Below are 21,574 nucleotides of genomic sequence, written 5' to 3'. Positions count from 1 at the left end.
CCGCCCCGACTGTTTTCGCCGAGTGGCCGTCCCTCCTCAGACCGGGATGACGCCCGTCAGGCCGAGCAGCGCCACGACGACGCCGAGGACTCCGAGCAGACCGAGGAACTTCAGCTCCTCCCGGAAGTACCGGAAGAACCCGAGGAAGCCGAAGAAGCCGAAGTAGAACAGCGTCAGCGGCTCCCCCGTCTCGAACGCCTGGAACCCCACGAATCCGAGGAGCCCCAGGAATCCCAGCATCCACGACCGGTCGTTCGTCGCTCCGTCCTCGCGGGCGCCGCCGCTGACTGGTTCGCTCATGTCCGGAGAGACGGGTCGCGCTTGCATAAAACGAGGATGCGATTCTCAGGAGGTGACGTTCAGTTGTCCCTCCAGTCGGGTTCGGCCCGAACAAATCGGAACGGTCGTCCTCGTCGCACCGTCGGACTCGCCTAGCAGGAGCCGTTCCGCCGGAGTCGCTCGGTCTTCACCGTCGCCTCGTCGACGACGACGGCATCGCCGCTCACGTCGATGGTGGAGTCGCTGACCGAACACCCGTCGGCCTCGGCCACGAGGAGCCCGTCGCGGTCGCCCTTCGGGTGCTGGACGCAGATGTTCTCGAACGTGCAGTCGTCCCGGCGGTTGACCCGGATCGCGGTGCCGGACGTCGCGGCCCCCTCGATGCGGAGGTTGCTCGCGCTGAACCGGGTCCGTTCCGGGAGACTGTCCAGGCTCGGGACGGTCTGGCCCTCCATGCTGTCGATGGGGTCCCGGACGCTGAGCGCGTAGGCCTCGACGTCGGTCCGGACGCGGGTGTTCTCCACGACCGCCTCGCCGAACTGCTTCTCGACGACGATGCCGCCCGAGGAGTAGGTGCCCGTGAGGTCGGTGATGGCGATGTCGCAGTTCTCGATCCGGACGTGGGCGCCCTCCTCGGCCCAGATGCCCCGCATGTTTGGCTTGTTCTGGGCCTGGCGCGGGTTGTCGACGCGGATCGTCACGTCCTTGACGACCGCGCCCTCGGTGCCGCCGCCGACCCGGACCTGCTCGATGCCGTTGTTGGCGTAGTAGCCGCCCTCGATGCGGAGCGGGCCGCGGTGGTAGGCGGCGTACAGCCCCTCCTTCCAGTGCTCGATCCGGCAGTCCCTGAACGTCAGTTCGCCGACGCTCTCGGGGAAGACGTACACCGAGTGGCCGGTCGTCGACCCGTCGGGCAGCGAGAGCCCGTCGAACAGCAGCGACCCGTCGGGGTCGGTGACCTCCACCTCGAAGGCCGTCTTCGGCGCGTATCGGTGCCCCCGCACGGTCACGTCCCGAACGACGTTGTCGCCCCGCGTCACGCCGACGTGGGCGATGGGTGCGACGTTCTCGCCGCGGCAGTCGATGGTGAACCCGGCGAACAGCAGGTCCTCGAGGCCGCCCCACATCAGCCAGTAGTTCACGTCGGGCGGCGCGACCAGGGTGGCGTCGTCGCCGACGACCGCGAGGTTCCGGTAGTCGGTCACCCGCCAACCGCCGAGCAGGTACCGCCCGGTCGGGAAGTACAGCAGGGTGTCGTCGCCGACGTGCTCCTCGACGACCGGGTTTATCAGCTCCTCGCCGTCGGTGTCGGCGCCGGCCTCGGCGACGTCGACGACCGTCTCGTAGTCGGTCGGGTCGACCAGGTCGTTCGCCGACCGGGTCGTCGGTTCGGTGCCGGTCGTCGTCGACTCGGTGCCGGGCGAGGTCGTCGGGGTCGCGCCGGAGGTCGTCTCGCGGGTGGTCCCCGGATCGGGACCGCCACACCCCGCGAGCGCCCCGGCGCCCACGGTCGCCCCGGCGGCCCGGAGGGCGTCGCGCCGCGTCAGCGAGCTCTCGTCGTCGGTCACGCGATTATGTCCGTCTCTCGATACTATTGTTATGGTCGTCCTGTAACCGTCTACGCGACCACTTCGGTCCCGTAGGCGGTCCGTAGCCCGGCGCGAACGGGACGGAGACGGCGAGACGGGTGGACGGCGACCGTCGACGCTCGTCGAGGCGGTGGTCGACGCTCGCCGTCAGCGCGGCTCCTCGGCCGGTCGCCCCAGCCGGAGCCGCGCCCAGACCGACCCTAGGGGCGGCGCCCCGTCGTAGAGCCACAGGAGCGCCACCGAGGCCATCAGGCCGACCTCGACGGCGAGGTACGTCGCCACCTCGCCCTGGGCCAGTTCGGTCCGGTAGCGGGCCAACAGGTACCGCACCATCTCGAGGAACCCGACGCCGGAGTCGGTTCCCTCGGCCGGGACGAGCGGCCAGAACAGGAACCCGTAGTCGGCCTCGCCGCCGATGAGCACCGGGTAGATCACGTCGCCGGGGAGGTGGCTCAGATAGCCGAAGCCGAACGCCGCCCCGACGCGCGGCCGGCCCAGCGCCCAGGCGACCGTCACCGCGAGCGCCGCGGCCGGCACCGCCGCGAACGCCGAGTGGGCCAGCGAGTGGCCCGAGGGAAGGACGCCGAACGTCCACGCCAGCGGTTTGTCGACCAGGTCCGGGAACTGCGTGCCCACCGCGAGCGCGACGGCCGGCCACGCGCGGGGCGCGCGCCGGCCGAACAGGTGGACCAGCAGCGAGTAGCAGAGGTAGCCGACCGCGAGGTGTTCCCAGGGCCACATGGCCGGTTAGCGGTCCCTCCGCGTGCGAGTCGATGCGTGGTGTTCCGACATGTGTATCGTTAGTGTCCTCGGATCCGTCTTCCGTCGGTAGCTGTCGGGCGAGCGTCCCGTCCGTGATACGCCGGGGCGTCGGTCACGCCGTCACGTTCACCCAGACGTGGACGTGGCGGTAGGCGCTGTCGGCCGACGGGTTCGCCGGCGGGTCGCCCTTGTAGACGAGGTACTCCAGCCGGAGGTTCTCGCCGGTCATCGTCGGCGTCACCTCGTGGGTGGTCCGCCACCGCTCGCCCGCGCCCACGGTGGGCGTGAACGTCGCCAGCTTCCGGTCCTCGACCACCTTCGGGCCGCCGTCGGCCGCCTGCCTGACCCGCTGGAGTTCGACCACGACCGAGTAGTCGGTGGGCTGGCCCTCGTGGTTGTCCAGCTGGACGACCAGCGGGCGGCTCTCCCCGCGGGTGAAGTTCCGCGGGTAGTCCTCGGCGACCAGTTCGCCGGTGTCGTCCCGGGAGAGCAGCGAGACGTCGGTGAACTCCTGACCGTCGCCCGGCGCGGCCACCGCGTAGCCGACGGTGGCGACCGCCGCCACGACCGCGACCGCGAGCCCGACGTTGAGCGCTCGGTCGAGCGTCGGCCCGGTCGAGAACGCGCCGCGCGCGCGGTCGAGCCACGACCTGACCGGGAGGACGAACCGCCGGTCGGCCGGCCGGCGGAGCCGACGGACCCCGGCGAGCGTCGACAGGACGACCGACAGCCCCGCGACCGACAGCAGGACGGTCCCCGGCGTCAGCGACCACGGCGAGGCCGCGAGCGCGATCCCGAGGATGGGGATCACGGCCACGCTGATGCCGAAGCCCAGCGCCGCCCGCTCGGTCCCGACCAGCCCGTGCTGGCGGACCGCCGGCAGCGTCCGGCCGGTCGCGGCGTCGTCGGGCGTCGCGCCGGGGAACAAAAGCGAGACGAGCGCGTACCCGGGCGCGAACAGCACCAGCGGGAGGCCGAGCGCGGCGCCCAGCGGCGTGCCGTAGACGCCGGGCCGGGAGAGCAACAGGACCGAGACGACGGCGTAGCCGACCACGGCGAGCAGGTCGAGCGGGAGCGCGGGTCGCGCGAGGCGGTCGACCAGCGTCCCGTCTGGCGTTTCGTGACTCATGCGGCGGTCGGTGCGGCGGCGACGGTCCTTCGGCGCGTTCCGATGACAGTTCGACGGCTCATTACACCGGGGAACGCACGATTGCCACTTTGTTATCATCCGGCTGTCGGTCTACAACGGCACGTTACCCGGCGCCGGACTCCGTTTCGACGTCCCTTGTCGACCCCGTTGGGCGATCCGCCGATTCCGTGGAGCAGGCTTCAGGAACCGCCTGTGCCGGGGTCAGCCGACACATAACAAAGGCCCGAACGACGGCACGTTCTCGGTAACGTCCGTCCGGACGCCGCGCGTCCGGCGACGACGATTCAACGGCAGAATAACGGAGCGAAACGTTTGGATACGATGTTCTGGAACGACAACGCGGTGCGACTCGAACGGAGGGAGGGAACGTGAGACGGACGATTCTGGCCGCGGTACTCGCGGTGCTCGTGGTCGGAGCGCCCCTGAGCGGCGCGGCGGTGGCGGCGACCGCGCCGGACCGCGCCGGCAACGCGTCGGGGCCGTCAGAGCGGTGGGCCGAGACGGTCGGCGGCGACGAGGACGACAAGCTGGCGACCGGACTACGGGTCGACGGCGGCTACCTCGTGGTCGGCTGGTCGAACAGCGAGGCCGACGACGGCAAGCACGACGGCTACGTCGCGATGCTCGACCGGACCGGCCGGACGGAGTGGTCGAAGACCTACGGCGGGCCGGGGACCGACCGCATCTTCGACGTGATCCGGTCCGGCGACGGCTACCTCGTCGCGGGGATGGAGTCGGCGAGCGCCGACGAGCCGTGGACGGGCTGGGTGATGAAGATCGGCCCCGACGGCGAGAAGCAGTGGGAACGGACCTACGGGGGTGAGGGGCCCTCGGAGCTGTGGTCGCTCACGCGCTCGAACGGGACGGTGTACGCCGGCGGCTGGCACGACGAGGGCGGCACCGCCGAGGGGTGGCTGATGGAGCTACAGTCCGACGGGACGCAGGTGTGGAGCGAGACCTACGACACGCTCCGGTCGGGCTCCGACGAGTACGTCAACTCGGTGTTCGTCACCGACAGCGGCGACCTGCTGCTGACCGGGACAACCATGGGTAGCAGTTCGGACCCCGCCGACGCGTGGGTGATGCGGGCCGACGCCGGCGGCGAACTCGAGTGGGCCGAGACCTACGGCGGCGGCGAGCTCGACCGGGTCCACGACGCCACCGCGGGCTCGAACGGCGGGTTCGTGCTCGCCGGCCGGACCGCCAGCGAGGGCGCGGGCGAGGAGGACGGCTGGATGCTCAAGATCAACGGCGACGGCGAGAAGCGGTGGGAGCGGACCTACGGCACCGACAAGGCCGACGCCTTCTTCGGCATCCACAACGACCCCGACGGCGGCTACGTCGTCTCGGGCACCAAGCACGTCGCCGGCGACGCGGGCGCGGACGGCTGGGTCGTCAAGACCGACGCCGCCGGGAAGCGCGACTGGCAGCGGACCTACGGCGCGAACTACTGGGACAAGTTCTGGCCGGTCGTCGAGGGCCACGGCGGCGGCTACCTCGCCATCGGCGAGTCGACCAGCTACGGCGACAACCGCGACGGCTGGGTCGTCCGGATCGGCGGTCCGCAGGTGGCGGCCGTGACGGACACCGACGCGAACGGGTCCGGGACGACGGTCCGGTTCGCGGACTCGCCCGTGCAGGCGGTCACGCTGACCGACGCGAACGTCTCGGGGGTGCTCGCCGTCGCCGAGCGCACCGACGTCTCGGACCTCTCGCCGCCGGGCGACGCCCTGTACGCGGTCTCGCTCGACGGCTCGGCAGTGGCCGCGAACCAGTCCGCGACGGTCGAGTTCGCGGTGCAGACCGACGCGGTCGAAGCCGACCTCTCGGACGTCCGGGTCGCCGAGCGCACGGGTGACGGCTGGTCGGTGCTGCGGACCGAGGTCGTCTCGCAGGCGAACGGCACCGCCGTCCTCGCTGCGGACACCGCGGGCGCCGGCACGCTGGCCGTGACCGCGGTGCCGGCGCCGACCGCGAGCATCGACGGGGAGACGGTCGTGATGGCCGGCGACTCGGTGGAGCTGTCGGCCGGCGGCTCGATGGCCGAGAACGGGTCGCTGGCGAGCTACGAGTGGTCGGTCGGCGAGCGGTCGGCCGCCGGCGAGACCGCCACGTTCAGCTTCGACGAGCCGGGCGAACGCGCGGTGAACCTGACCGTCGCGGACGCGAACGGGCTGGCCGACACCGCGACCGCGACGCTGGTGGTCAACGATCGGCCCGCGGTGACGGTCCGAACGCCCGACGCCGCGACGGTCGGGAAGGCCGCTACCTTCGCGGCGAACGTGAGCGACCGGGTCGGCGACGTCACCGTGACGTGGGCGTTCGACGGCGGGAACGTCACCGGGACGTCGGTCGAGCACAGCTTCGGCTCGGCGGGCACCAAGACCGTCACCGTGGTGGTCGAAGACGAGTACGGCGCGACGGTGACGAAAGCGGTTCAGGTCGAGGTGAGCGCGGTCGACGGCCGGAACGACGGCGCGACCACGACCGAGACCTCGGCCGGCGACGCGGACGGCGGCGTCCCCGGATTCGGCGTCGGCGCGACGCTGGTCGCCCTGCTGGCGGCCGCGCTGCTGGCCGGCCGCGTCCGGGACTGAGCCCGCCGGTACGGTCCCGTTACAAACGTTTTATCGGGGGTAGCGAGCCGGTAACCTCCCGTTACGGACGGGAGGGTGGTGTATACTAAAGGGAGTCCCGCGGCTAAAACTGGATACGGCAGACCGAACGACGGTGATCTACCCTGAGTTGGACCATCCCCACCACCGACCTGGACGAATCGTTCGAAGACGGAGAAGTCATGTTCGCGGTCGACGAGAGCGACGACGAGCGCACGACCGTCATCGCGGACGTCTCGAACGACGAAGCGTACCTCGCGATGCCGTTCGCGGAGTCGCACACCCTCTCGCAGTGGCGCTGAACCGCTGAGCGACCCTCCCGGTCGACGGCCTCGCGGTCACGCGTTCTTCTTCGCGGATTGTCATTCAATGCCTGGACTCCGAGCGGCGTCGCGAATCGGAACCTGCATTTGAGTCCGGGCGCAAGTCGGCGGGTATGAATCTCACGCTCACCTTCCTCGCCCTGCTGACGGGGTTCGTCACGGGCGCGCTGTTCACCTTCCTCGGCATCCCGATGCCCGCGCCGCCGCGGCTCCCCGGCGTAATCGGCATCGTGGGCATCTATCTCGGCTACAGGACCGTCGAGTACTTCGACGCCGGCGTCGACCTGTTGTCGCTGCTGGGGCTGGCAGGGTAGCCAAATCGCCAGTTTCGGCGCACCCCGTCGGCCGGTAGGACTATCAACAATTCTGTATTACCGATACGTCGATGTCCTCCAGCATCTCCGGTCGACCGGACCGGGACTCGACCGACGTCGTCGGTTCCCGCATCGGCGCCCAGGTCGTCGACCTGATACTCCAGTTCGTCCAGGTCCTCGCCGTGACGGCCGCGCTGGCTTCCCTGTTCCGCCCCGAAGGGGAAGCGGCGGCTCGCGGCCTCGTGGGTCTGGGCTTCCTCACCCTTCCGTTGTACGGCGGTCTACTCGAGGGGACGTGGAACGGCCAGACCGTCGGAAAGCGACTGGCCGGTATCAGGGTCGTCAGCAGGCGAGGCCGGGACCCGTCGCTCGGACAGGCGCTCGCGCGGAACCTCCCGGCGGTCGTCCTGTTCAGCTGGCTCACCAGCGCGGTGGCGCTGGCGGCGATAGCGATGAGCGAGCGCAACCAACGGGTCTTCGACGGTATCGCCGGCACCTACGTCGTCCGGGCGTGAACGCTGATTTCCAGCCAGTGAGGAGCACCGGCGAACGCGGTGCAGGAGGCGGTCCTCGGGGTCGGAGAACCGAGAAACAGGAGGCAATCGAAGCGCGGTCGGGGGTAGGTAAAACGAGGTCGCAGCTAGTACGAGCGTTCCTTCGGCTCGTAGGTCTTGTCCTCGCCCTCGAGGATGACGGGCTTGTACCAGAGTTCGGGGCTCCCGTCCTCCCACGACAGCATCGTGTGCTTGAGCCACTCGTCGTCCTTGCGCTCCTGGTGCTCCTGGCGCCAGTGGGCGCCGCGGAACTCGTCGCGGGCCAGCGCACCGAGCGTGATGGCCTCCGCGAGGTCGATGAGGTTGCGGGTCTCGATGGTGTGGATGAGGTCGGTGTTGAACGTCCGCGAGGGGTCGTTGACGTAGACGTCCTGGTAGGCCTCGCGGACCTCCCGGATGTCGCGCAGGGCCTGCTTGAGGCCCTCCTCGTTCCGGAACACGTTGACGTTCTCGGTCATCGACACCTGGAGGTCCTCCCGGAGCTCAGCGTGCTGGACGCCCTCCTCTTTCTCCATCAGGCGCTCGACGCGGGTGCGCTCGCGCTCGACCGCGCGCCGGACCGTCTCGTCGGGTTCGACGACTGCGGCGCCACCGTCAGACGCAACGTCTGACGAGGATCGCGAACCGTCGCCAGACGGGGTCTGGCGGGATTTGCGCTCGCTGCGCTCGCGCTCATCGTCGGTTCGCTCACCGCCGTCGGCCGCGACGTCCTCGTCGGCCGCCGAAACCGCGCCGGGTTCGACCGGCGTGTCGAGGTCCTCCTCGGGCTCGCTGTCGTCGGTCCGGCCGGTCGTGATCTCGGGCTCGCCGAGGTCGGTGCCCGCGGCGTGGCGGCCGGCCCGGGCGCCGAAGACGATGAGTTCGGGCAGCGCGTTGCCGCCTAGTCGGTTCGAGCCGTGGACCGAGACGCAGGCGCACTCGCCGGCGGCGTAGAGGCCGTCGATGAGCGTCTGGCCGTTCTCGTCGGTCTCGATGCCGCCCATCTCGTAGTGCTGGCCGGGCTTGACCGGCATCGGCTCCTCCAGCCCGTCGACGCCCTCGAAGTCCCGGGCGAGGTGGAGGATGTTCTCGAGCCGGTCGGTGATGCGCTCCTCGCCGAGGTGGCGCATGTCGAGGTAGACGTACTCGTCGTCGACGCCGCGGCCGGCGTTGATCTCGGTGAGTTCGGCCCGCGACACCACGTCCCGGGAGGCGAGCTCGCCGTCGTTGTTGGCGTAGCCGTACTCGAACATGAACCGCTCGCCCTCGGCGTTGTAGAGGATGCCGCCTTCCCCGCGGACGCCCTCGGAGATGAGGACGCCGGTCGAGGGGAGCGTGGTCGGGTGGAACTGGACGAACTCCATGTCCTCCAGCGGGACGCCCGCGCGGTAGGCCATCGCGGCGCCGTCGCCGGTGTTGGCCACCGCGTTGGTGGTGTGGTCGAACACCTGACCGAGGCCGCCGGTCGCGAGGATGACGCCGTTGCGCGCCTTGAAGCCCTCTATCTGGCCGGTCTTGATGTCGTAGCCGACCACGCCGTGGCACTCGCGGTCCTCGGGGTCGTCGTGGTCGGTGACCGCGAGGTCCGTGACGTACCACTCGTCGTACACCTGGATGCCGCGCTTGACCACCTGCTCGTACATCGTGTGGAGCATGTGGTGGCCGGTCTCGGCCCCGGCGTAGGTCGTCCGGGCGAACGAGAGGCCGCCGAACGGGCGCTGGGAGACCCGGCCGTCGTCCTCGCGGGAGAACGGCATCCCCCAGTTCTCGAGCTGGATGGTCTCCTCGGGGCTGTCCTGCGCCAGCGTCTCGATGGCGGGGGCGTCGCCGAGGTAGTCCGACCCCTTCATCGTGTCGTAGGCGTGGAGCTCCCAGTCGTCGCCCTCGCGGAGCGCCGCGTTGATGCCGCCCTCGGCCGCGCCGGTGTGGCTCCGCACGGGGTGGAGCTTCGTGACGATGGCCACGTCCGCGCCCTCCTCGTGGGCCGCGATGGCCGCCCGGAGGCCGGCGCCGCCGCCGCCGATTACCAGAACGTCGTGTTCGTGCATGGTTGTGTTTCAGTAGTTGGTGTTCGAGCTACCAGAATTTCAGGTTCTGCTTCACCGCTTCGCGCTTGAGCTCCTGGATGTGCTCGGTCAGCGGGATGTCCTTCGGACAGACGTTGGTGCAGGAGAACTGGGTCTGGCACCGCCAGACGCCGTGCTCCTGGTCCATCACGTTGAGCCGGTGCTCCTTGACGTTCTCGCCCTCGCGCTCGTCCATCGCGAACCGGTAGGCCTTGTTGATGGCCGCCGGTCCGAGGTACTGGTTGTCCCCGGCCGCGATGTTGCACGAGGACATGCAGGCGCCGCACCAGATGCACCGCGTGGACATCTTGATCTTCTCGCGGTTCTCGCGGGTCTGTCGGTACTCCTCGAGGTCGCCGTCGGGCTCCTCGTCGGGCTGGAAGAACGGCTCGACCGCGTGCATCTGGTCGTAGAAGTGCTCCATGTCCACGACGAGATCCTTGACAACGTCCTGGTGGGGCAGCGGCTCGACCCGGACCGGTTCCTCGAGGTCCGAGATCTGGGTCTGGCAGCCGAGTCGCTGGCGGCCGTTGATGAACAGCGCGTCCGACCCGCAGACCGCCTGCCGGCAGGAGTGCCGGAACGTCAGCGTGGTGTCGTAGCGGTCGCGGGCGTAGATGAGCGCGTCGAGGACCGTCATCCCCTTCTGGCGCGGCACCGCGAAGTCGTCGAACCGCGGCTCCATCTTCCCCTCGACCTCGGGGTCGTAGCGGAACACCTTCAGCCGGAAGGTCTCGCCCTCGATGTCCGCGGGCGCGCCCGACACCGACTGTTCGCGCTGGGCGTCGCGCTCCGCACGGCGCTGGTCGCCGTACGAGGCGCCCCCGCCCATCTCGACCTCGGTCTCGGCGTCGACCTGTTCGTCGGTCTCGCTCTGCTCTTGCTCTTCTGGAACTTGCGTGCTCATGGTGTTACATCACTCCGGACATGACGAGCGCGAGGTAGACGCCCTGGCCCGCCAGCGCGAGGCCGGCGACGGCGAGAACGCCCTTCACTGCGGTCTTCCTGGTGCCCGTCAGACCCTGGTTCAGCAGCGCGGCGTAGACGCCGTTGACGCCGTGGAACGTCGCGGTCAGCAGGAACAGGACCATCGTGACGAGATAGCCCCACTGTTCCATCCGGGCGGTCGTGCCGGCGAACGTCACCTCGGAGGCGTGGTTGACGAAGTGGAGCAGGAAGAAGTGGAACGCCAGGACCACGACGAGGAACGCCGCCGTCACCCGCTGGAGGAACCACGAGGCGCTCCCGCTCCGGAACGAGGAGTAGCGCTCGGCCATCCTAGAACGCCCCCTCCAGGAACGTCGGAATGGACGCCAGCACGATGACGCCGGTGACGACCAGCGACGCGTAGAAGCTCTTGTCCTGCTGCTCGAGACCGAGACCCAGGTCGACGAACAGCAGGCGAACGCCGTTCAGGATGTGGAAGACGGCCACCGCCAGCAGGCCGACCTCCATCACCCGGACGACGAGCAGGCTCTCGAGCCCCTGGATCGTGTCGGTGTACGCGTTCGAACCGGAGATGTAGGTACTCAGCACGGCGATGTGCGTGAACAGGTAGCCGATGAGCACCCACCCGGTGAACTTGTGAAATATCCAGGCCCACATCCCGGCCGTGAACTCCCGCCACCGGCCGAAGTCTTCGACGAGGCCTCGATTGTACGATTGACTCATACTTGTCCGTTCGGGACTGTGGACTGTGGGCAAATAGAAGTTTCTACCTACTGCCGACCCGTAGGACCGTACCTGTACTCGTTTCTGATCTGATATCTCCCGCGTCGGTCGCGTCTCGGCGGTCGCGCCGGGTCGCGAACTCCGGGGCGACGAAAACTGACAGCGACAGGAACGATCGACCGGAAAACAGACGTCTGGACCGGGTTTCGAGGAGGAACGATACGCGGACGACCCGGCGTCCCGGTCGAGTGCGCGGAGATGAGGGGACCCGACGTCCGCTTCGAGGGTCACCGCGCGCTCGGGTTCGCGGGCGGCGGCGTGGGCGTCTCGGCGGTCTCGTTCCGGGCGCGGTCGCGCTTGAGGGCCCGCCGGGTCTTCGCCGAGAGTTCCACCATGTGGCACAGCGGGTTCCCGGGGTAGACGACGGGGTTCTCCAGCACGCCGACGAGCAGGCCGGTGAAGGGCGCCTCGACGGGTTCGCTGTCGGTCTTGAACGGATTGGTGATCGTGCAGATGGTGTCGCCCTCGTACACCAGCGACCCCCGATCGTGGTGCATGTCGACCAGTCCGCCCGCGTCGGCGCGGATCCAGGTCTTCTCCTTGTCGTCGTCGATGACGGTCCGCCACCCCGGCCACTTCACCGCCTGGGTCCGGTGGACGCCGTACTCCGCGAGGACGCTCTCGACGCCCTCGAGGCTCCGGTCGATGAATTCGCGCTGGAACCGGTGGGCCTCGCCCATCTCGATGGTGATGGTCGGGATGCCGAAGTCGGTCGCCTCGCGGCGGAGCGTCCCCGTCGGCCCCTCCGAGGAGATGACCACGTTGGACCCGAACGCTTTGGCGAGGCGCGTCACCTCGGGGTCGGCCATGTCGGCCCGGACGTGGAGCATGTTGGTCCGGCCCCGCGTCGACGTGTGGAAGTCCAGGCCGATGTCGCACGGCGCCAGGAAGTTCCGGAAGATCTGGTAGGCCATCCGCTTGGCGCTGGTCGACCCCTCCCGACCCGGAAACGACCGGTTGAGGTCCCGGTCGTAGATGGGGAGGTACCGCTCCTGGGCCAGGAAGCCCGGCACGTTGAGCACCGGGAGGCAGACCAGCGTCCCGCAGAGGTCGTCGTGGTTCCACTCGTGGGCGACCTCCCGGACCACCTCAATGCCGTTGAGCTCGTCGCCGTGGGCCGCCGCCGAGAGGAACACCGTCGGTCCGGGCTCGACACCGTTGACGATGGTGACCGGGATCCGGACCGGATCACCCAGGTACGTCTCGCTGATGCCGTACCGGATGTTCTGGGTCTCGCCCGGTTCGACGATGCCGCCGTTGTAGGTGAACGCGTCCGGGTCTCCGTCCGAACCGGTCATGCCACCCACTCGGACCCCGCCGTACATAAAGACGCGGCAGACGGCGACAGACGTCGGAGATCCCGACGCGGGTGACCGACGGCCCGACCCGAGTCCGACGGTGCCCGACCGCCGGTCCGCGGACGGGCCCGCGGTGTCTCATTTTTTAAGGAGCGACGACGTACCACAGAGCACAATGACTGCAGACGGGTCAACGGCGCGGGTCGGAGTTCTCAGTCTCCACAACAGCAAGGAAACGAAGGCTATTCTGAACGCTATCGAGGATCTGGGGCACGAGCCGTTCTGGCTCCGCGAGGAGAACACGGCGATACGGGTGCGGGACGGTGAGGTCCGCCTCGAACCCGACGTGGACGTCATCGCGAACCGACTGCTGCTCTCGAACACCGAGCAGCCCTCGGAGGCGCTCGGGCTGGCCAAGACCTACGACTCGGTGCTGCCGGTGCTCAACGATCCGAGCTCGGTCATGACCGCGATCCACAAGTTCTCGACAGCGACCGCGCTCGCCGACGCCGGTATCCAGGTCCCCGACGCCCTGCTCGCGCTGTCGAACGACCGGCTCAACGACGGCCGGAGCGACTTCGGCGAGGAGGCGGTGTACAAGACCGCCATCGGGACCCACGGCGGCGGGACCTGGAAGGTCGGCCCCGACGAACTGGTCAACCCCCGGGTCGGCGACCGTCAGGCGTTCCTCCAGGAGCTCATCGAGCGCGACGAGGGCGAGCACCGCGACCTCCGGGTGTACGTGGTCGGCGACCGCATCGTCGGCGCGATGAACCGCTACGCGCCGGAGAACGACTGGCGGACCAACGTCGCGCTGGGCGGTGACGTCGAGGACGCGACCGACAACCTTCCCCGGGAGGTCGCCCGCATCGCCCGGGACGCCGCCGAGACCATCGGCCTCGACTACGCCGGCGTCGACCTCATCGAGGGCCACGACGGCTGGTACGTCCTCGAGGTCAACCCGACCGCCGGCTTCAAGGGGCTGTTCAAGGCGACCGGCCTGAGCGCGGCGCCGTACATCGCCCAGTTGGCCATCGAGCGGGCGGGCGGCACCGTCGACGAGGCGAGGGTCGAGGACCTGACCGTCTCGCTGGACGACTCGGTGCCGGCCTGCAAGCCCCGTCCGAAGGAGACCGGCGCGACCGAGCCCGTCGTCATCGGCTACACCGAGGAGGTCATCCTGAGCGGCACCAGCGGCTCGGAGACGGTGGTCGCCAAGTCCGACACCGGCGCGACCCGGACCAGCATCGACACCAAGCTGGCCGCCGAGATCGGCGCCGGCCCGATCAAGAGCATCGCGAGGGTCAAGTCGGGCAGCAGCAAGTCCAGCCGGTCGCGGCCGGTCGTCGACGTGGTCGTCGGCGTCGGCGGGAACCGCCACACGGTGACCGCGAGCATCGAAGACCGCGGCCACATGGACTACCCGGTGCTGCTCGGTCGGGACATCCTGAAGCACTACCAGGTCAACGTCCAGAAGCGGGTGGACGCCGAGGAGGAGACCGAAGAGGAAGAAGAAGAGTCTCAGGAGTGACACCGAGGCGGAATGGCGCCCCAAGAGGAGTGACGCGGTCGATTCGGCCGGCGAACGAGGACGAATCAATCATCCAACCGTAACTTTTTGCCGGCGGCCGTCGTGCTCTCGGCAACCATGAGCGACCGTCCCGCCAGACAGACCCGCGCGGCGACGAGCCGGCGGCGCCGGTCCTGGTCCGGGTGGGGCGAGGGCCGGGTGGACGAGAAGGACGGCGTGGGCGTGTTCCTCGACGACGTGGCGTACGCCTTCGCCGACGTCTCGGTCCCGAGCATTCCGGTGCTGTACGGCCTGCTCGTGGGCGCGGGCACCGACTGGTTCGGGCTCAAGGCGTTCGCGCTCGTCGCGTGGCTGACGATGGTCGCCGGCGCCGCGCTCGTCCGCGGCGGATGGGTCACGCCGCTCGCCACGGACGCCCCCGGCTGGGTGGCGGTGACGCCGTGGCTGGTCGCGCTCCGGCTCGTGTACTACAACGCGACGCTCGCGGTGGCGGCCTACGGCGGGCGCGGGGTCGCCGCGGCGTGGTCGCCGGTCGCGGCGGCGGTCGGTGCGTTCTTCGTCGGCGCGCTCTCGGTGGCGCTGTTCCCGCGGGTCGCCGAGTCGTTCTACGGCGTCGTAGCCGACTGAACCGCTGCACCTCCCTCGGGACGTTGACGCGAAATCCGAAGTTGAGTCAGAAATGCAACGTTACGCGGCGGGTTCGTGCGTGCGATGACATCACTGTCTCCGCCAGTGGAGCAGTGCCTCCGGCCGTGGGATGCCGGTCAAACCGCAGGCTAATCTGATTGGGGCTCCTACGCCTCGGCCGATGACCGACGAAGCGATCGCCGCACTCGAGACCGACGCCTACCTCGGATCCCTGGTCGAGGAGTACGGGCCGCTGACCATAGACCCCGCCGAGGACTTCTTCGAACGATTCGTCGTCTCCATCCTGCGCCAGCAGGTGTCGATGGCGTCGGCGGCGGCGACCCGCGAGCGGCTGTTCGAGGCGGTCGAGGTGACCCCGGAGGGGATCCTCGCGGCCGACCCCGAGGTGCTGCGCGACGCCGGCCTCTCCCGGCAGAAGACCGACTACGTCCGGAACGTGGCCGAGGCGTTCCTCGAGGAGGGCTACTCGCGGGCGTACTTCGCCGACATGACCGACGAGGAGGTGGCGGCCGAGCTCACGTCCATCACGGGCGTCGGGGCGTGGACCGCGGACATGCAGCTCATGTTCTCGCTCGGCCGCCCGGACGTCTTCCCGGTCGGCGACCTGGGCGTCCGGAAGGGGATGGAGGCGCTGTTCGACGACGAACTGACCCGGGCCGAGATGGTCGAGGCGGCCGAGCGATGGGCGCCGTACCGGAGCTACGCGAGTCTCTACCTCTGGCGGGCCGACGAGGACGTCACCGAGAGCGTCGGCGAGGTGACGAACCTGTAGTACCCGAAGCGGAGCCGTCCGGTCGGTCGGAGAAGAGCGATCTGGAGGGCCGAAGCGGCGGGTCGGTCCCGGGGACGCACCCCGGGGACGGAGATCGGGACGCGGTCGACGGTCGCAGCGGAGAGCGGGCCGACGTCGGTCGTGGTGAGGGTCGGCGGTCGCGCGAAGGGAGGACGGGTGACTACGTCGCTCGTCGTCAGGCGACGTTCTCCTCGCGGGCGGCGATGTCCAGATACTCCGCAAGCGGAGCGTCGTCGCCGTCTGCCAGCGTGACGAACCCCTCCTCCTCGTCGAACGTGATCGCACCCGCGTCCGCGAGGCGGGGGAGCTGGCTGTGGTAGAGGTCGGCGAGGACGCGGCTCTCGTCGCCTGACTCGCCGGAGTCACCCTCCCACGAGGCGACCCGCTCGGCGAGTTCGTCGAGCGTGACGGCACCGTCTCGGTTCCGGAGATGATAGAGGACGTACCGCCGCCGCCGGTTCGAGAGCAGGTCGAGCGCGGCGTCGAGGGCGGGAGAGACGCCGCGGCCCCCACCGGCGCGGCCGTCGGTCACGTCCGGAGCGTTCGAGTTCATCATACACCACCTAGTCGAAACTCCGGAACAAAAAGCGCGGTACCTAAACGATTAGGGAGTGTCACAACGGTAAGATAGGTGAGGTTTTACTCGGACGAACTCGGTGGTAAGCGGAGTAATTCGAGGTTACGGCCGGCGTTCCGCGCGCACCGCCCGTGCCGGCCCCGGAGGTCGGAAACGCTTAATCGTGGCGAGCGCCAACTGACGAACGCGTACCTCAAGTCCCCGCCCGAGCACTCCCGCTTCGGGAGCGATGACCGCGCGGAGAACCCGGGTACGCGACAGACCAGTGGCCAGTCACGCCCCAACGTGACCGCCCGGCACGAGGGTTTGCCAGCAGACGCGGCGCGCCGCCTCGGGATGACGCTGGAGGTTAGTGTTCCGGGCGTACATTTCGATACCGCTACGAACCGAATTCTCCGTCGAGTCGAAAATTCGTAGCTTCAGATCTGACCCGGTTCGGTTCCACAGCTCCAGTTCCGGAGCACAAGTAGTTTGGTGACGACCGGCCAATCCGTCGGTGATGCACGCCGACGAGATCGACCCGCAGGCCCGGGCGGCGGTCGAACGCCAGGACCGGTTTCCACTTCCGCACAGTCGCCGGGGGCTGAAACTCCTCCGTCTCATCACTCGGCCCGCGATGTGGATACAGAACCGGAACCCGCCGAGCGTCGGCGCGACCGTCGACCGAACGATCCCCGGTCCCGCTGGGGACCTCGACGCCCGCCTCTACCTCCCGGACGAAGGGTCGTTCCCCACGGTCGTGTTCTTCCACGGCGGCGGGTTCGTCCTCGGGAGCATCGAGACCCACGACTGGCTCTGCCGCCACCTCGTTCGGGAGAGCCGCTGCGCCGTGCTCTCGGTCGACTACCGGCTCGCTCCCGAACACCCCTTCCCCGCGGCGGTCGAGGACGCCTACGCCGCGGTCGAGTGGGTAGCTGCGAATCCGGGCGCCGTCCGCGGAACCGGAGCGATCGCCGTCGCGGGCGACTCCGCGGGCGGGAATCTCGCGGCCGTCGCCGCCCTCATGGCCGCCGAGCGCGACGGTCCCGAGATCGACTACCAGGCGCTGCTCTATCCGGGCGTCGGCGTCGAGGAGGACCAGCGATCCGTCAGAGAGCACGGCGGAATCGTCCTCGACCAGACAGACCTCGAGTGGTTCCGGAAGTGCTACTACGTGAACGAGATCCACGAACGCAACCCGTACGCCGACCCGACGAACGCCGACGACGTCTCCGGGGTCGCCCCCGCGACTCTCGTCACCGCCGGCTACGACCCGCTTCGCGACGGTGGGAAAGCGTACGCCGAGCAACTCGTCCGCGACGGCGTTCCCACGCGCTACCGGAACTACGAGGACATGGTCCACGGTTTCATGACGCTCCGCGACGTCGACCGCACGCGCGAGGCCATCGCGGACGTCGCCGACGACCTCTCGGACGCGCTCGGCGGAGACTGACCCGCCGAGCGATACCAGTTTCGACAGCCACCTTTCGACTGCTTTGATACGTAACGCGACGGCCGGGCGTCCGCTTCGTGCGGGACTGCGCTTTTACTCTCCAGGCCCCTACGGTCGGTAATGACGCTCCAGCAGAACCGGGAGCAGCGCGAGCGGCCGGCCGAGACGGCCGCCGCGTCCCCCGACGAGGCGCCGCCCGCCATCGCCGTCGAGGGACTCCGCAAGGGGTTCGGGAGCGGCGCCGACGCGGTCACCGCGGTCGACGACGTCTCGTTCGCGGCCGAGGCGGGCTCGGTCGTCGGACTGCTCGGCCCGAACGGGGCGGGCAAGACGACGACCATCAAGTCGATCCTCGGGATGGTGCTGCCCGACGCGGGGGACGTCCGAATCCACGGCGTCGACGTGTACGAGAACCCGCGCGACGCGTACGCCCGCGTGGACGCGATGCTCGAAGGCGCGCGCAACGATTATTGGCGGCTGACCGTCCGGGAAAACCTCCGGTACTTCGCGACCATCGGTGGGGTCGACCCCGACTCCATCGCCGGCCGCCACGACAGGCTGCTCGACAAGCTCGGCCTCGCGGAGAAGGCCGACGTCCCGGTCCGGAGCCTCTCGCGGGGGATGAAGCAGAAGGTGTCGCTGGCCAGCGTCCTCGCTGGCGGGGCCGACGTCGTCTTCCTCGACGAGCCGACGCTCGGCCTCGACGTCGAGAGCTCGCTGACGCTCCGCCGGGAGCTCCGGCGCATCGTCGCCGAGCGCAACCTCACGGTGGTCGTGAGCAGCCACGACATGGACGTCATCGAGGGCATCTGCGACCGGGTCGTCATCATGAACGAGGGCCGCGTCGTCGCCGACGACACCGTCGGGAACCTCCTCCGGGGCTTCGACACGCGGGGCTACCGCGTCACCAGTCCGGACCTCGACGAGGGCGTGCTGGCCGGCGTCCGCGACCGGTTCGACGTGGCCGACGTCGAACGGTTCGGCGAGCGGACGCGCGTCGAGGTGGCGACCGACAGCGACGGGTTCTACGACCTCGCGGCGTACCTCCGGGGGCGCGACGTCACGCTCGACGCGGTCGACACCGTCGAACCCGACCTGGAGGAGGCGTTCGTCGAACTGACTGGAGGCGAATCGCGATGACCGACCGCCGACCGGTCGACGCGTCGAATCCGACCGACGCGACGTCGAACTCGGTCGAGGCGTCGCGGGGCGACGCCGACGACCCTCGGCGGGCGGGCTACCTCCGGCTCGCGCGGGCCGTGCTCTACCGGGAGTACCTCGTCTTCGTCCGCTACCCGGCTAACGCTGTCGGCGGCATCGTCGTCTCGCTGTTCTTCTTCGGCCTGCTGTTCTACGGCGGGCGGATGGTGGCCGGGCGGGCGCTGACCGACTCGATGGAGGGACTCGTCGTCGGCTACTTCCTCTGGACGCTGTCGGTCGGCGCCTACTCGGCCATCTCCAACGACATCGGCAGCGAGGTCCAGTGGGGCACCCTCGAGCGCCACGTGATGACGCCGTTCGGGTTCGCGCCCGTCGCCTTCGTCAAGGGGATCGCGAAGCTGGTCCGGACGTTCATCACCTCGACGGTCATCCTCGCGGCGATGCTGGTCGTGACCGGGACGTCGCTCAGCATCAACGTCCTGACGGTCGTGCCGGTCGCCGTCCTCAGCGTTGCCTCCGTGCTGGGACTCGGGTTCGCGGCCGGCGGCGTCACGGTGCTGTACAAGCGGATCGGGAGCTGGCTCAATCTGCTCCAGTTCGGGTTCGTGATACTCATCTCCGCGCCGGCGTTCGGCCTCGGCTGGACCAGGTTCCTGCCGCTCGCGCTCGGTAGCTCCATGCTCCAGCGGGCGATGGTCGACGGCACTCGCCTCTGGGAGTTCCCGCCGGCGGACCTGGCGGTCCTCGTCGGCACTGCCGTCGGGTACGTGGTGCTCGGCTACGCCGTCTTCGAGTACGCGACCCGACGGGCCCGGCGGCTCGGCGTCCTCGGTGACTACTGAACGGTTGCTAACCGCGACTACTCTCGAACGTAACGGGTCGGAGGGGCCGACGAGGGGACGAAACTATCGACGCTCGACTGCGCTGTGCCGAGTTCGAGTGCGAAAAACTGTGCTCCGAGTCGACTGTAGAACGCGACAACGGGGACTCGTTCGGGCGGCGAAAGGGGGCGGGGCCGCTGGAGGGCCACGATTTTCTTCACGGGCTGCAGCAACATATATCTGCGCTAAGCTTGCCGTGTGAAAACTCAGTGGTGACGTTATTTTCCAGTCGGTATGGACTTCACCAGTAGTAGTGGAGAAATCCAGCCAAAGTGGAACCAACCGGGAACGTAGCAAGGGTAACAAAGGTACAATACGGTTGTAGGCGTATGAGCGACGATGACCGCGTCGTCGAGTTCGTCACCGGGTCGACCGCCCGAAGGCAGGTGCTGGCGGCGGTGACCGACGGGACGGGGTCGACGGCCGCGTTTCTCGACCGCGTGTCGGCGAGCGAGTCGGCGGTGTACGGCGCCCTCGCCGAACTCGAGGACCGCGAACTGATTCGCAAGGTCCGAGGCGACGAGTGGGAACCGACCGGGACGGGTGCGGTCGTCAGCGAACTCATCGCGGAGCAGCGACGGACCGAATCGGTGCTCCGGGCCGACCCCGAGTACTGGCAGACCCACGACGCGACTGTGCTTCCGAAACTCTTCCGGACCTCGCTGTCGGCGCTCGCGGACGCCGACGTGGTCCGGGCGACCGACACCGACCCGAACCGCGTCGTCCGGGAGGTCCGGCGCCGCATCGAGTCGGCCGAGTCGGTCGACATCCTCGCGCCCATCTACCACGACGAGTACGTGGCTGCCCTCCGGTCGGGTGTCGACGACGGGTCGGCGCGCCTGGTTCTGGGGACCGCCGTGGTCGACCAACTGTCCGACACCGAGGGCGCGTACGAGGAGATGCCCGAATCGATAGCGGTCCGCATCCGGCCGGTCTCGTTCGCGCTGACCGTGACCGACGACTGCGCGTTGCTGTCACTGCCCCGCCTCGACGGCTCGTACGACTCGCGGACCGAGGTGATCGCGGAGTCGGACGCCGCCAGGGAGTGGAGTCGGTGGCTGTTCGAGCGGTACTGGACGACCGCCACTGACCCGACGGATCACGTCGAGTCGGCCTCACCCGACTAGGCGTTTCGGTCGGGTATCACCCTTCGACAAGCAACGCCCGCCAGTCGTCGGACCTAGACGACGCGCTCGACGGCGAGCGCTCCGATTCACGCGAACGCCGTCTTCATAATGCCGTCTTTCTCTTCTATGCTCGCACGCGTACGCCCGCGAAGTAAGGCTCGCCTTACCGCAGGAGGACGACGGAGTCGGGGCGTGCAAACGCACCGCACTACGGGTCCGATTCGACGGGCTTAAATTAGTCCGGGGCATTCGTAGTGATGTACGCGGCGTCCCCCCGGTTCGACGGCGAACTCGGGGCGTCACGGATTCCGAACCCTTAAGTAGGGTCCTCCCCTACGTTGGAATCCGAAGCGACGTTCGACGTGATGGCCGGGCGTTCAACTCGCCCGGCACTCGCATCCATGAGGATCCCACCCCTGCGGTCCGCCGTACACGATGGGATCTGATGTTAGCCCTGGTAGTTCGGTGATACTCGGTCGGTCACACGATCAGTGTCGTCGAATCTACGGAACCATAGCATTCAGTTGCTTCCGCCAGAGACCCACCGAGCTCTTCGAGCTCGGCAACCATTCCGGTTGATCCTGCCGGAGGCCATTGCTATCGGAGTCCGATTTAGCCATGCTAGTCGCACGGGTTTAGACCCGTGGCAGATAGCTCAGTAACACGTGGCCAAACTACCCTATGGATCGAGACAACCTCGGGAAACTGAGGCTAATCTCGAATACGGTTTCCACTCTGGAGTGAGGGAAACTAGAAACGCCCCG

Annotated in this window: 21 protein-coding genes and 1 rRNA gene; 12 read left to right on the top strand and 10 right to left on the bottom strand. The window is 68.7% G+C overall.

Annotated features, from left to right (window positions below):
* Positions 1-36: 36 nt before the first annotated feature.
* The 4 genes from DVR07_RS08395 to DVR07_RS08380 all read right to left on the bottom strand — a co-directional run bounded on the left by DVR07_RS08395 (position 37) and on the right by DVR07_RS08380 (position 3,759).
* Positions 37-300, bottom strand: a complete 264-nt coding sequence (locus tag DVR07_RS08395; protein WP_205254517.1) for a DUF3796 domain-containing protein — start codon at positions 298-300, stop codon at positions 37-39.
* A gap of 131 nt (positions 301-431) precedes the next feature.
* Complete coding sequence (locus DVR07_RS08390) at positions 432-1,847, bottom strand: right-handed parallel beta-helix repeat-containing protein (RefSeq protein WP_115796361.1); 1,416 nt, start codon at positions 1,845-1,847, stop codon at positions 432-434.
* A gap of 168 nt (positions 1,848-2,015) precedes the next feature.
* Complete coding sequence (locus DVR07_RS08385; RefSeq protein ID WP_115796360.1) at positions 2,016-2,609, bottom strand: metal-dependent hydrolase; 594 nt, start codon at positions 2,607-2,609, stop codon at positions 2,016-2,018.
* 133 nt (positions 2,610-2,742) lie between these two features.
* The gene (locus DVR07_RS08380) at positions 2,743-3,759 is read right to left on the bottom strand and encodes a DUF1616 domain-containing protein (RefSeq protein ID WP_162829490.1); all 1,017 of its coding nucleotides are present in this window, start codon (positions 3,757-3,759) and stop codon (positions 2,743-2,745) included.
* 389 nt (positions 3,760-4,148) lie between these two features.
* Between DVR07_RS08380 and DVR07_RS08375 the strand changes: the two genes are divergently transcribed.
* The 4 genes from DVR07_RS08375 (at position 4,149) to DVR07_RS08365 (ending at position 7,547) form a co-directional block, all read left to right on the top strand.
* Positions 4,149-6,377: a PKD domain-containing protein gene (locus tag DVR07_RS08375; protein WP_162829489.1), complete on the top strand. Its 2,229-nt coding sequence runs from the start codon at positions 4,149-4,151 to the stop codon at positions 6,375-6,377.
* Positions 6,378-6,520: 143 nt separating this feature from the next.
* On the top strand, positions 6,521-6,697 hold the full coding sequence (locus DVR07_RS22735) for a DUF7556 family protein (protein WP_449272232.1): 177 nt from the start codon (positions 6,521-6,523) through the stop codon (positions 6,695-6,697).
* 134 nt (positions 6,698-6,831) lie between these two features.
* Entirely contained in the window at positions 6,832-7,032 is a 201-nt protein-coding gene (locus DVR07_RS08370) for a XapX domain-containing protein (protein ID WP_115796357.1), read from the top strand.
* Positions 7,033-7,103: 71 nt separating this feature from the next.
* The gene (locus DVR07_RS08365; protein ID WP_115796356.1) at positions 7,104-7,547 is read left to right on the top strand and encodes an RDD family protein; all 444 of its coding nucleotides are present in this window, start codon (positions 7,104-7,106) and stop codon (positions 7,545-7,547) included.
* Positions 7,548-7,672: 125 nt separating this feature from the next.
* Here DVR07_RS08365 and DVR07_RS08360 read toward each other — a convergent pair whose 3' ends face one another.
* From DVR07_RS08360 to DVR07_RS08340, 5 genes are all read right to left on the bottom strand, one after another.
* Positions 7,673-9,613 (bottom strand): FAD-binding protein, encoded by a 1,941-nt coding sequence (locus DVR07_RS08360; protein ID WP_115796355.1) that lies wholly within the window; start codon positions 9,611-9,613, stop codon positions 7,673-7,675.
* 28 nt (positions 9,614-9,641) lie between these two features.
* Positions 9,642-10,538, bottom strand: a complete 897-nt coding sequence (locus DVR07_RS08355) for a succinate dehydrogenase/fumarate reductase iron-sulfur subunit (RefSeq protein ID WP_115796354.1) — start codon at positions 10,536-10,538, stop codon at positions 9,642-9,644.
* 4 nt (positions 10,539-10,542) lie between these two features.
* Positions 10,543-10,908: a succinate dehydrogenase gene (locus DVR07_RS08350; protein WP_115796353.1), complete on the bottom strand. Its 366-nt coding sequence runs from the start codon at positions 10,906-10,908 to the stop codon at positions 10,543-10,545.
* Between the two features lies 1 nt (position 10,909).
* Entirely contained in the window at positions 10,910-11,302 is a 393-nt protein-coding gene (gene sdhC, locus DVR07_RS08345) for a succinate dehydrogenase, cytochrome b556 subunit (RefSeq protein ID WP_115796352.1), read from the bottom strand.
* A gap of 287 nt (positions 11,303-11,589) precedes the next feature.
* Positions 11,590-12,660: a succinylglutamate desuccinylase/aspartoacylase family protein gene (locus DVR07_RS08340; RefSeq protein ID WP_115796351.1), complete on the bottom strand. Its 1,071-nt coding sequence runs from the start codon at positions 12,658-12,660 to the stop codon at positions 11,590-11,592.
* Between the two features lie 175 nt (positions 12,661-12,835).
* Between DVR07_RS08340 and DVR07_RS08335 the strand changes: the two genes are divergently transcribed.
* The 3 genes from DVR07_RS08335 to DVR07_RS08325 all read left to right on the top strand — a co-directional run bounded on the left by DVR07_RS08335 (position 12,836) and on the right by DVR07_RS08325 (position 15,611).
* Positions 12,836-14,191, top strand: coding sequence for an ATP-grasp domain-containing protein (locus tag DVR07_RS08335; RefSeq protein ID WP_115796350.1), 1,356 nt, complete (start codon positions 12,836-12,838; stop codon positions 14,189-14,191).
* A gap of 117 nt (positions 14,192-14,308) precedes the next feature.
* Entirely contained in the window at positions 14,309-14,818 is a 510-nt protein-coding gene (locus DVR07_RS08330) for a hypothetical protein (protein ID WP_115796349.1), read from the top strand.
* A gap of 181 nt (positions 14,819-14,999) precedes the next feature.
* Positions 15,000-15,611 carry a DNA-3-methyladenine glycosylase family protein gene (locus tag DVR07_RS08325; protein WP_115796348.1) on the top strand — a complete coding sequence of 204 codons (612 nt, stop codon included), beginning with the start codon at positions 15,000-15,002 and terminating at the stop codon, positions 15,609-15,611.
* 196 nt (positions 15,612-15,807) lie between these two features.
* On the opposite strand, the gene DVR07_RS08320 is transcribed toward DVR07_RS08325, so the two are convergent.
* Positions 15,808-16,188, bottom strand: a complete 381-nt coding sequence (locus DVR07_RS08320) for a DUF7344 domain-containing protein (protein WP_115796347.1) — start codon at positions 16,186-16,188, stop codon at positions 15,808-15,810.
* Positions 16,189-16,708: 520 nt separating this feature from the next.
* Between DVR07_RS08320 and DVR07_RS08315 the strand changes: the two genes are divergently transcribed.
* The 5 genes from DVR07_RS08315 to DVR07_RS08295 form a co-directional block, all read left to right on the top strand.
* A complete protein-coding gene (locus DVR07_RS08315) occupies positions 16,709-17,641 on the top strand; it encodes an alpha/beta hydrolase (protein WP_115796346.1) in 933 nt (310 codons plus the stop codon).
* 120 nt (positions 17,642-17,761) lie between these two features.
* Complete coding sequence (locus DVR07_RS08310; protein WP_115796345.1) at positions 17,762-18,781, top strand: ABC transporter ATP-binding protein; 1,020 nt, start codon at positions 17,762-17,764, stop codon at positions 18,779-18,781.
* A complete protein-coding gene (locus DVR07_RS08305) occupies positions 18,778-19,644 on the top strand; it encodes an ABC transporter permease (RefSeq protein ID WP_115796344.1) in 867 nt (288 codons plus the stop codon). The genes DVR07_RS08310 and DVR07_RS08305 overlap by 4 nt, the downstream gene beginning before the upstream one ends.
* Positions 19,645-20,012: 368 nt before the next feature.
* A complete protein-coding gene (locus DVR07_RS08300; protein WP_115796343.1) occupies positions 20,013-20,810 on the top strand; it encodes a helix-turn-helix transcriptional regulator in 798 nt (265 codons plus the stop codon).
* Positions 20,811-21,378: 568 nt separating this feature from the next.
* Positions 21,379-21,574, top strand: a 16S ribosomal RNA gene (locus DVR07_RS08295); the annotation flags it as partial.

This window comes from Halorussus rarus, from assembly GCF_003369835.1.
GTDB lineage: Archaea > Halobacteriota > Halobacteria > Halobacteriales > Haladaptataceae > Halorussus > Halorussus rarus.
Note: the sequence above shows the minus strand (reverse complement) of the source record. Positions and strands in the feature narration are given on the sequence as shown.

Coding starts and splice junctions, on each gene's coding strand:
- DVR07_RS08395 (WP_205254517.1), bottom strand. CDS start 300: ATGAGCGAACCAGTCAGCGGCGGCGCCCGCGAGGACGGAGCGACGAAC.
- DVR07_RS08385 (WP_115796360.1), bottom strand. CDS start 2,609: ATGTGGCCCTGGGAACACCTCGCGGTCGGCTACCTCTGCTACTCGCTG.
- DVR07_RS08380 (WP_162829490.1), bottom strand. CDS start 3,759: ATGAGTCACGAAACGCCAGACGGGACGCTGGTCGACCGCCTCGCGCGA.
- DVR07_RS08370 (WP_115796357.1), top strand. CDS start 6,832: ATGAATCTCACGCTCACCTTCCTCGCCCTGCTGACGGGGTTCGTCACG.
- DVR07_RS08365 (WP_115796356.1), top strand. CDS start 7,104: ATGTCCTCCAGCATCTCCGGTCGACCGGACCGGGACTCGACCGACGTC.
- DVR07_RS08360 (WP_115796355.1), bottom strand. CDS start 9,613: ATGCACGAACACGACGTTCTGGTAATCGGCGGCGGCGGCGCCGGCCTC.
- DVR07_RS08355 (WP_115796354.1), bottom strand. CDS start 10,538: ATGAGCACGCAAGTTCCAGAAGAGCAAGAGCAGAGCGAGACCGACGAA.
- DVR07_RS08350 (WP_115796353.1), bottom strand. CDS start 10,908: ATGGCCGAGCGCTACTCCTCGTTCCGGAGCGGGAGCGCCTCGTGGTTC.
- sdhC (WP_115796352.1), bottom strand. CDS start 11,302: ATGAGTCAATCGTACAATCGAGGCCTCGTCGAAGACTTCGGCCGGTGG.
- DVR07_RS08340 (WP_115796351.1), bottom strand. CDS start 12,660: ATGACCGGTTCGGACGGAGACCCGGACGCGTTCACCTACAACGGCGGC.
- DVR07_RS08335 (WP_115796350.1), top strand. CDS start 12,836: ATGACTGCAGACGGGTCAACGGCGCGGGTCGGAGTTCTCAGTCTCCAC.
- DVR07_RS08330 (WP_115796349.1), top strand. CDS start 14,309: ATGAGCGACCGTCCCGCCAGACAGACCCGCGCGGCGACGAGCCGGCGG.
- DVR07_RS08325 (WP_115796348.1), top strand. CDS start 15,000: ATGACCGACGAAGCGATCGCCGCACTCGAGACCGACGCCTACCTCGGA.
- DVR07_RS08320 (WP_115796347.1), bottom strand. CDS start 16,188: ATGATGAACTCGAACGCTCCGGACGTGACCGACGGCCGCGCCGGTGGG.
- DVR07_RS08315 (WP_115796346.1), top strand. CDS start 16,709: ATGCACGCCGACGAGATCGACCCGCAGGCCCGGGCGGCGGTCGAACGC.
- DVR07_RS08310 (WP_115796345.1), top strand. CDS start 17,762: ATGACGCTCCAGCAGAACCGGGAGCAGCGCGAGCGGCCGGCCGAGACG.
- DVR07_RS08305 (WP_115796344.1), top strand. CDS start 18,778: ATGACCGACCGCCGACCGGTCGACGCGTCGAATCCGACCGACGCGACG.
- DVR07_RS08300 (WP_115796343.1), top strand. CDS start 20,013: ATGAGCGACGATGACCGCGTCGTCGAGTTCGTCACCGGGTCGACCGCC.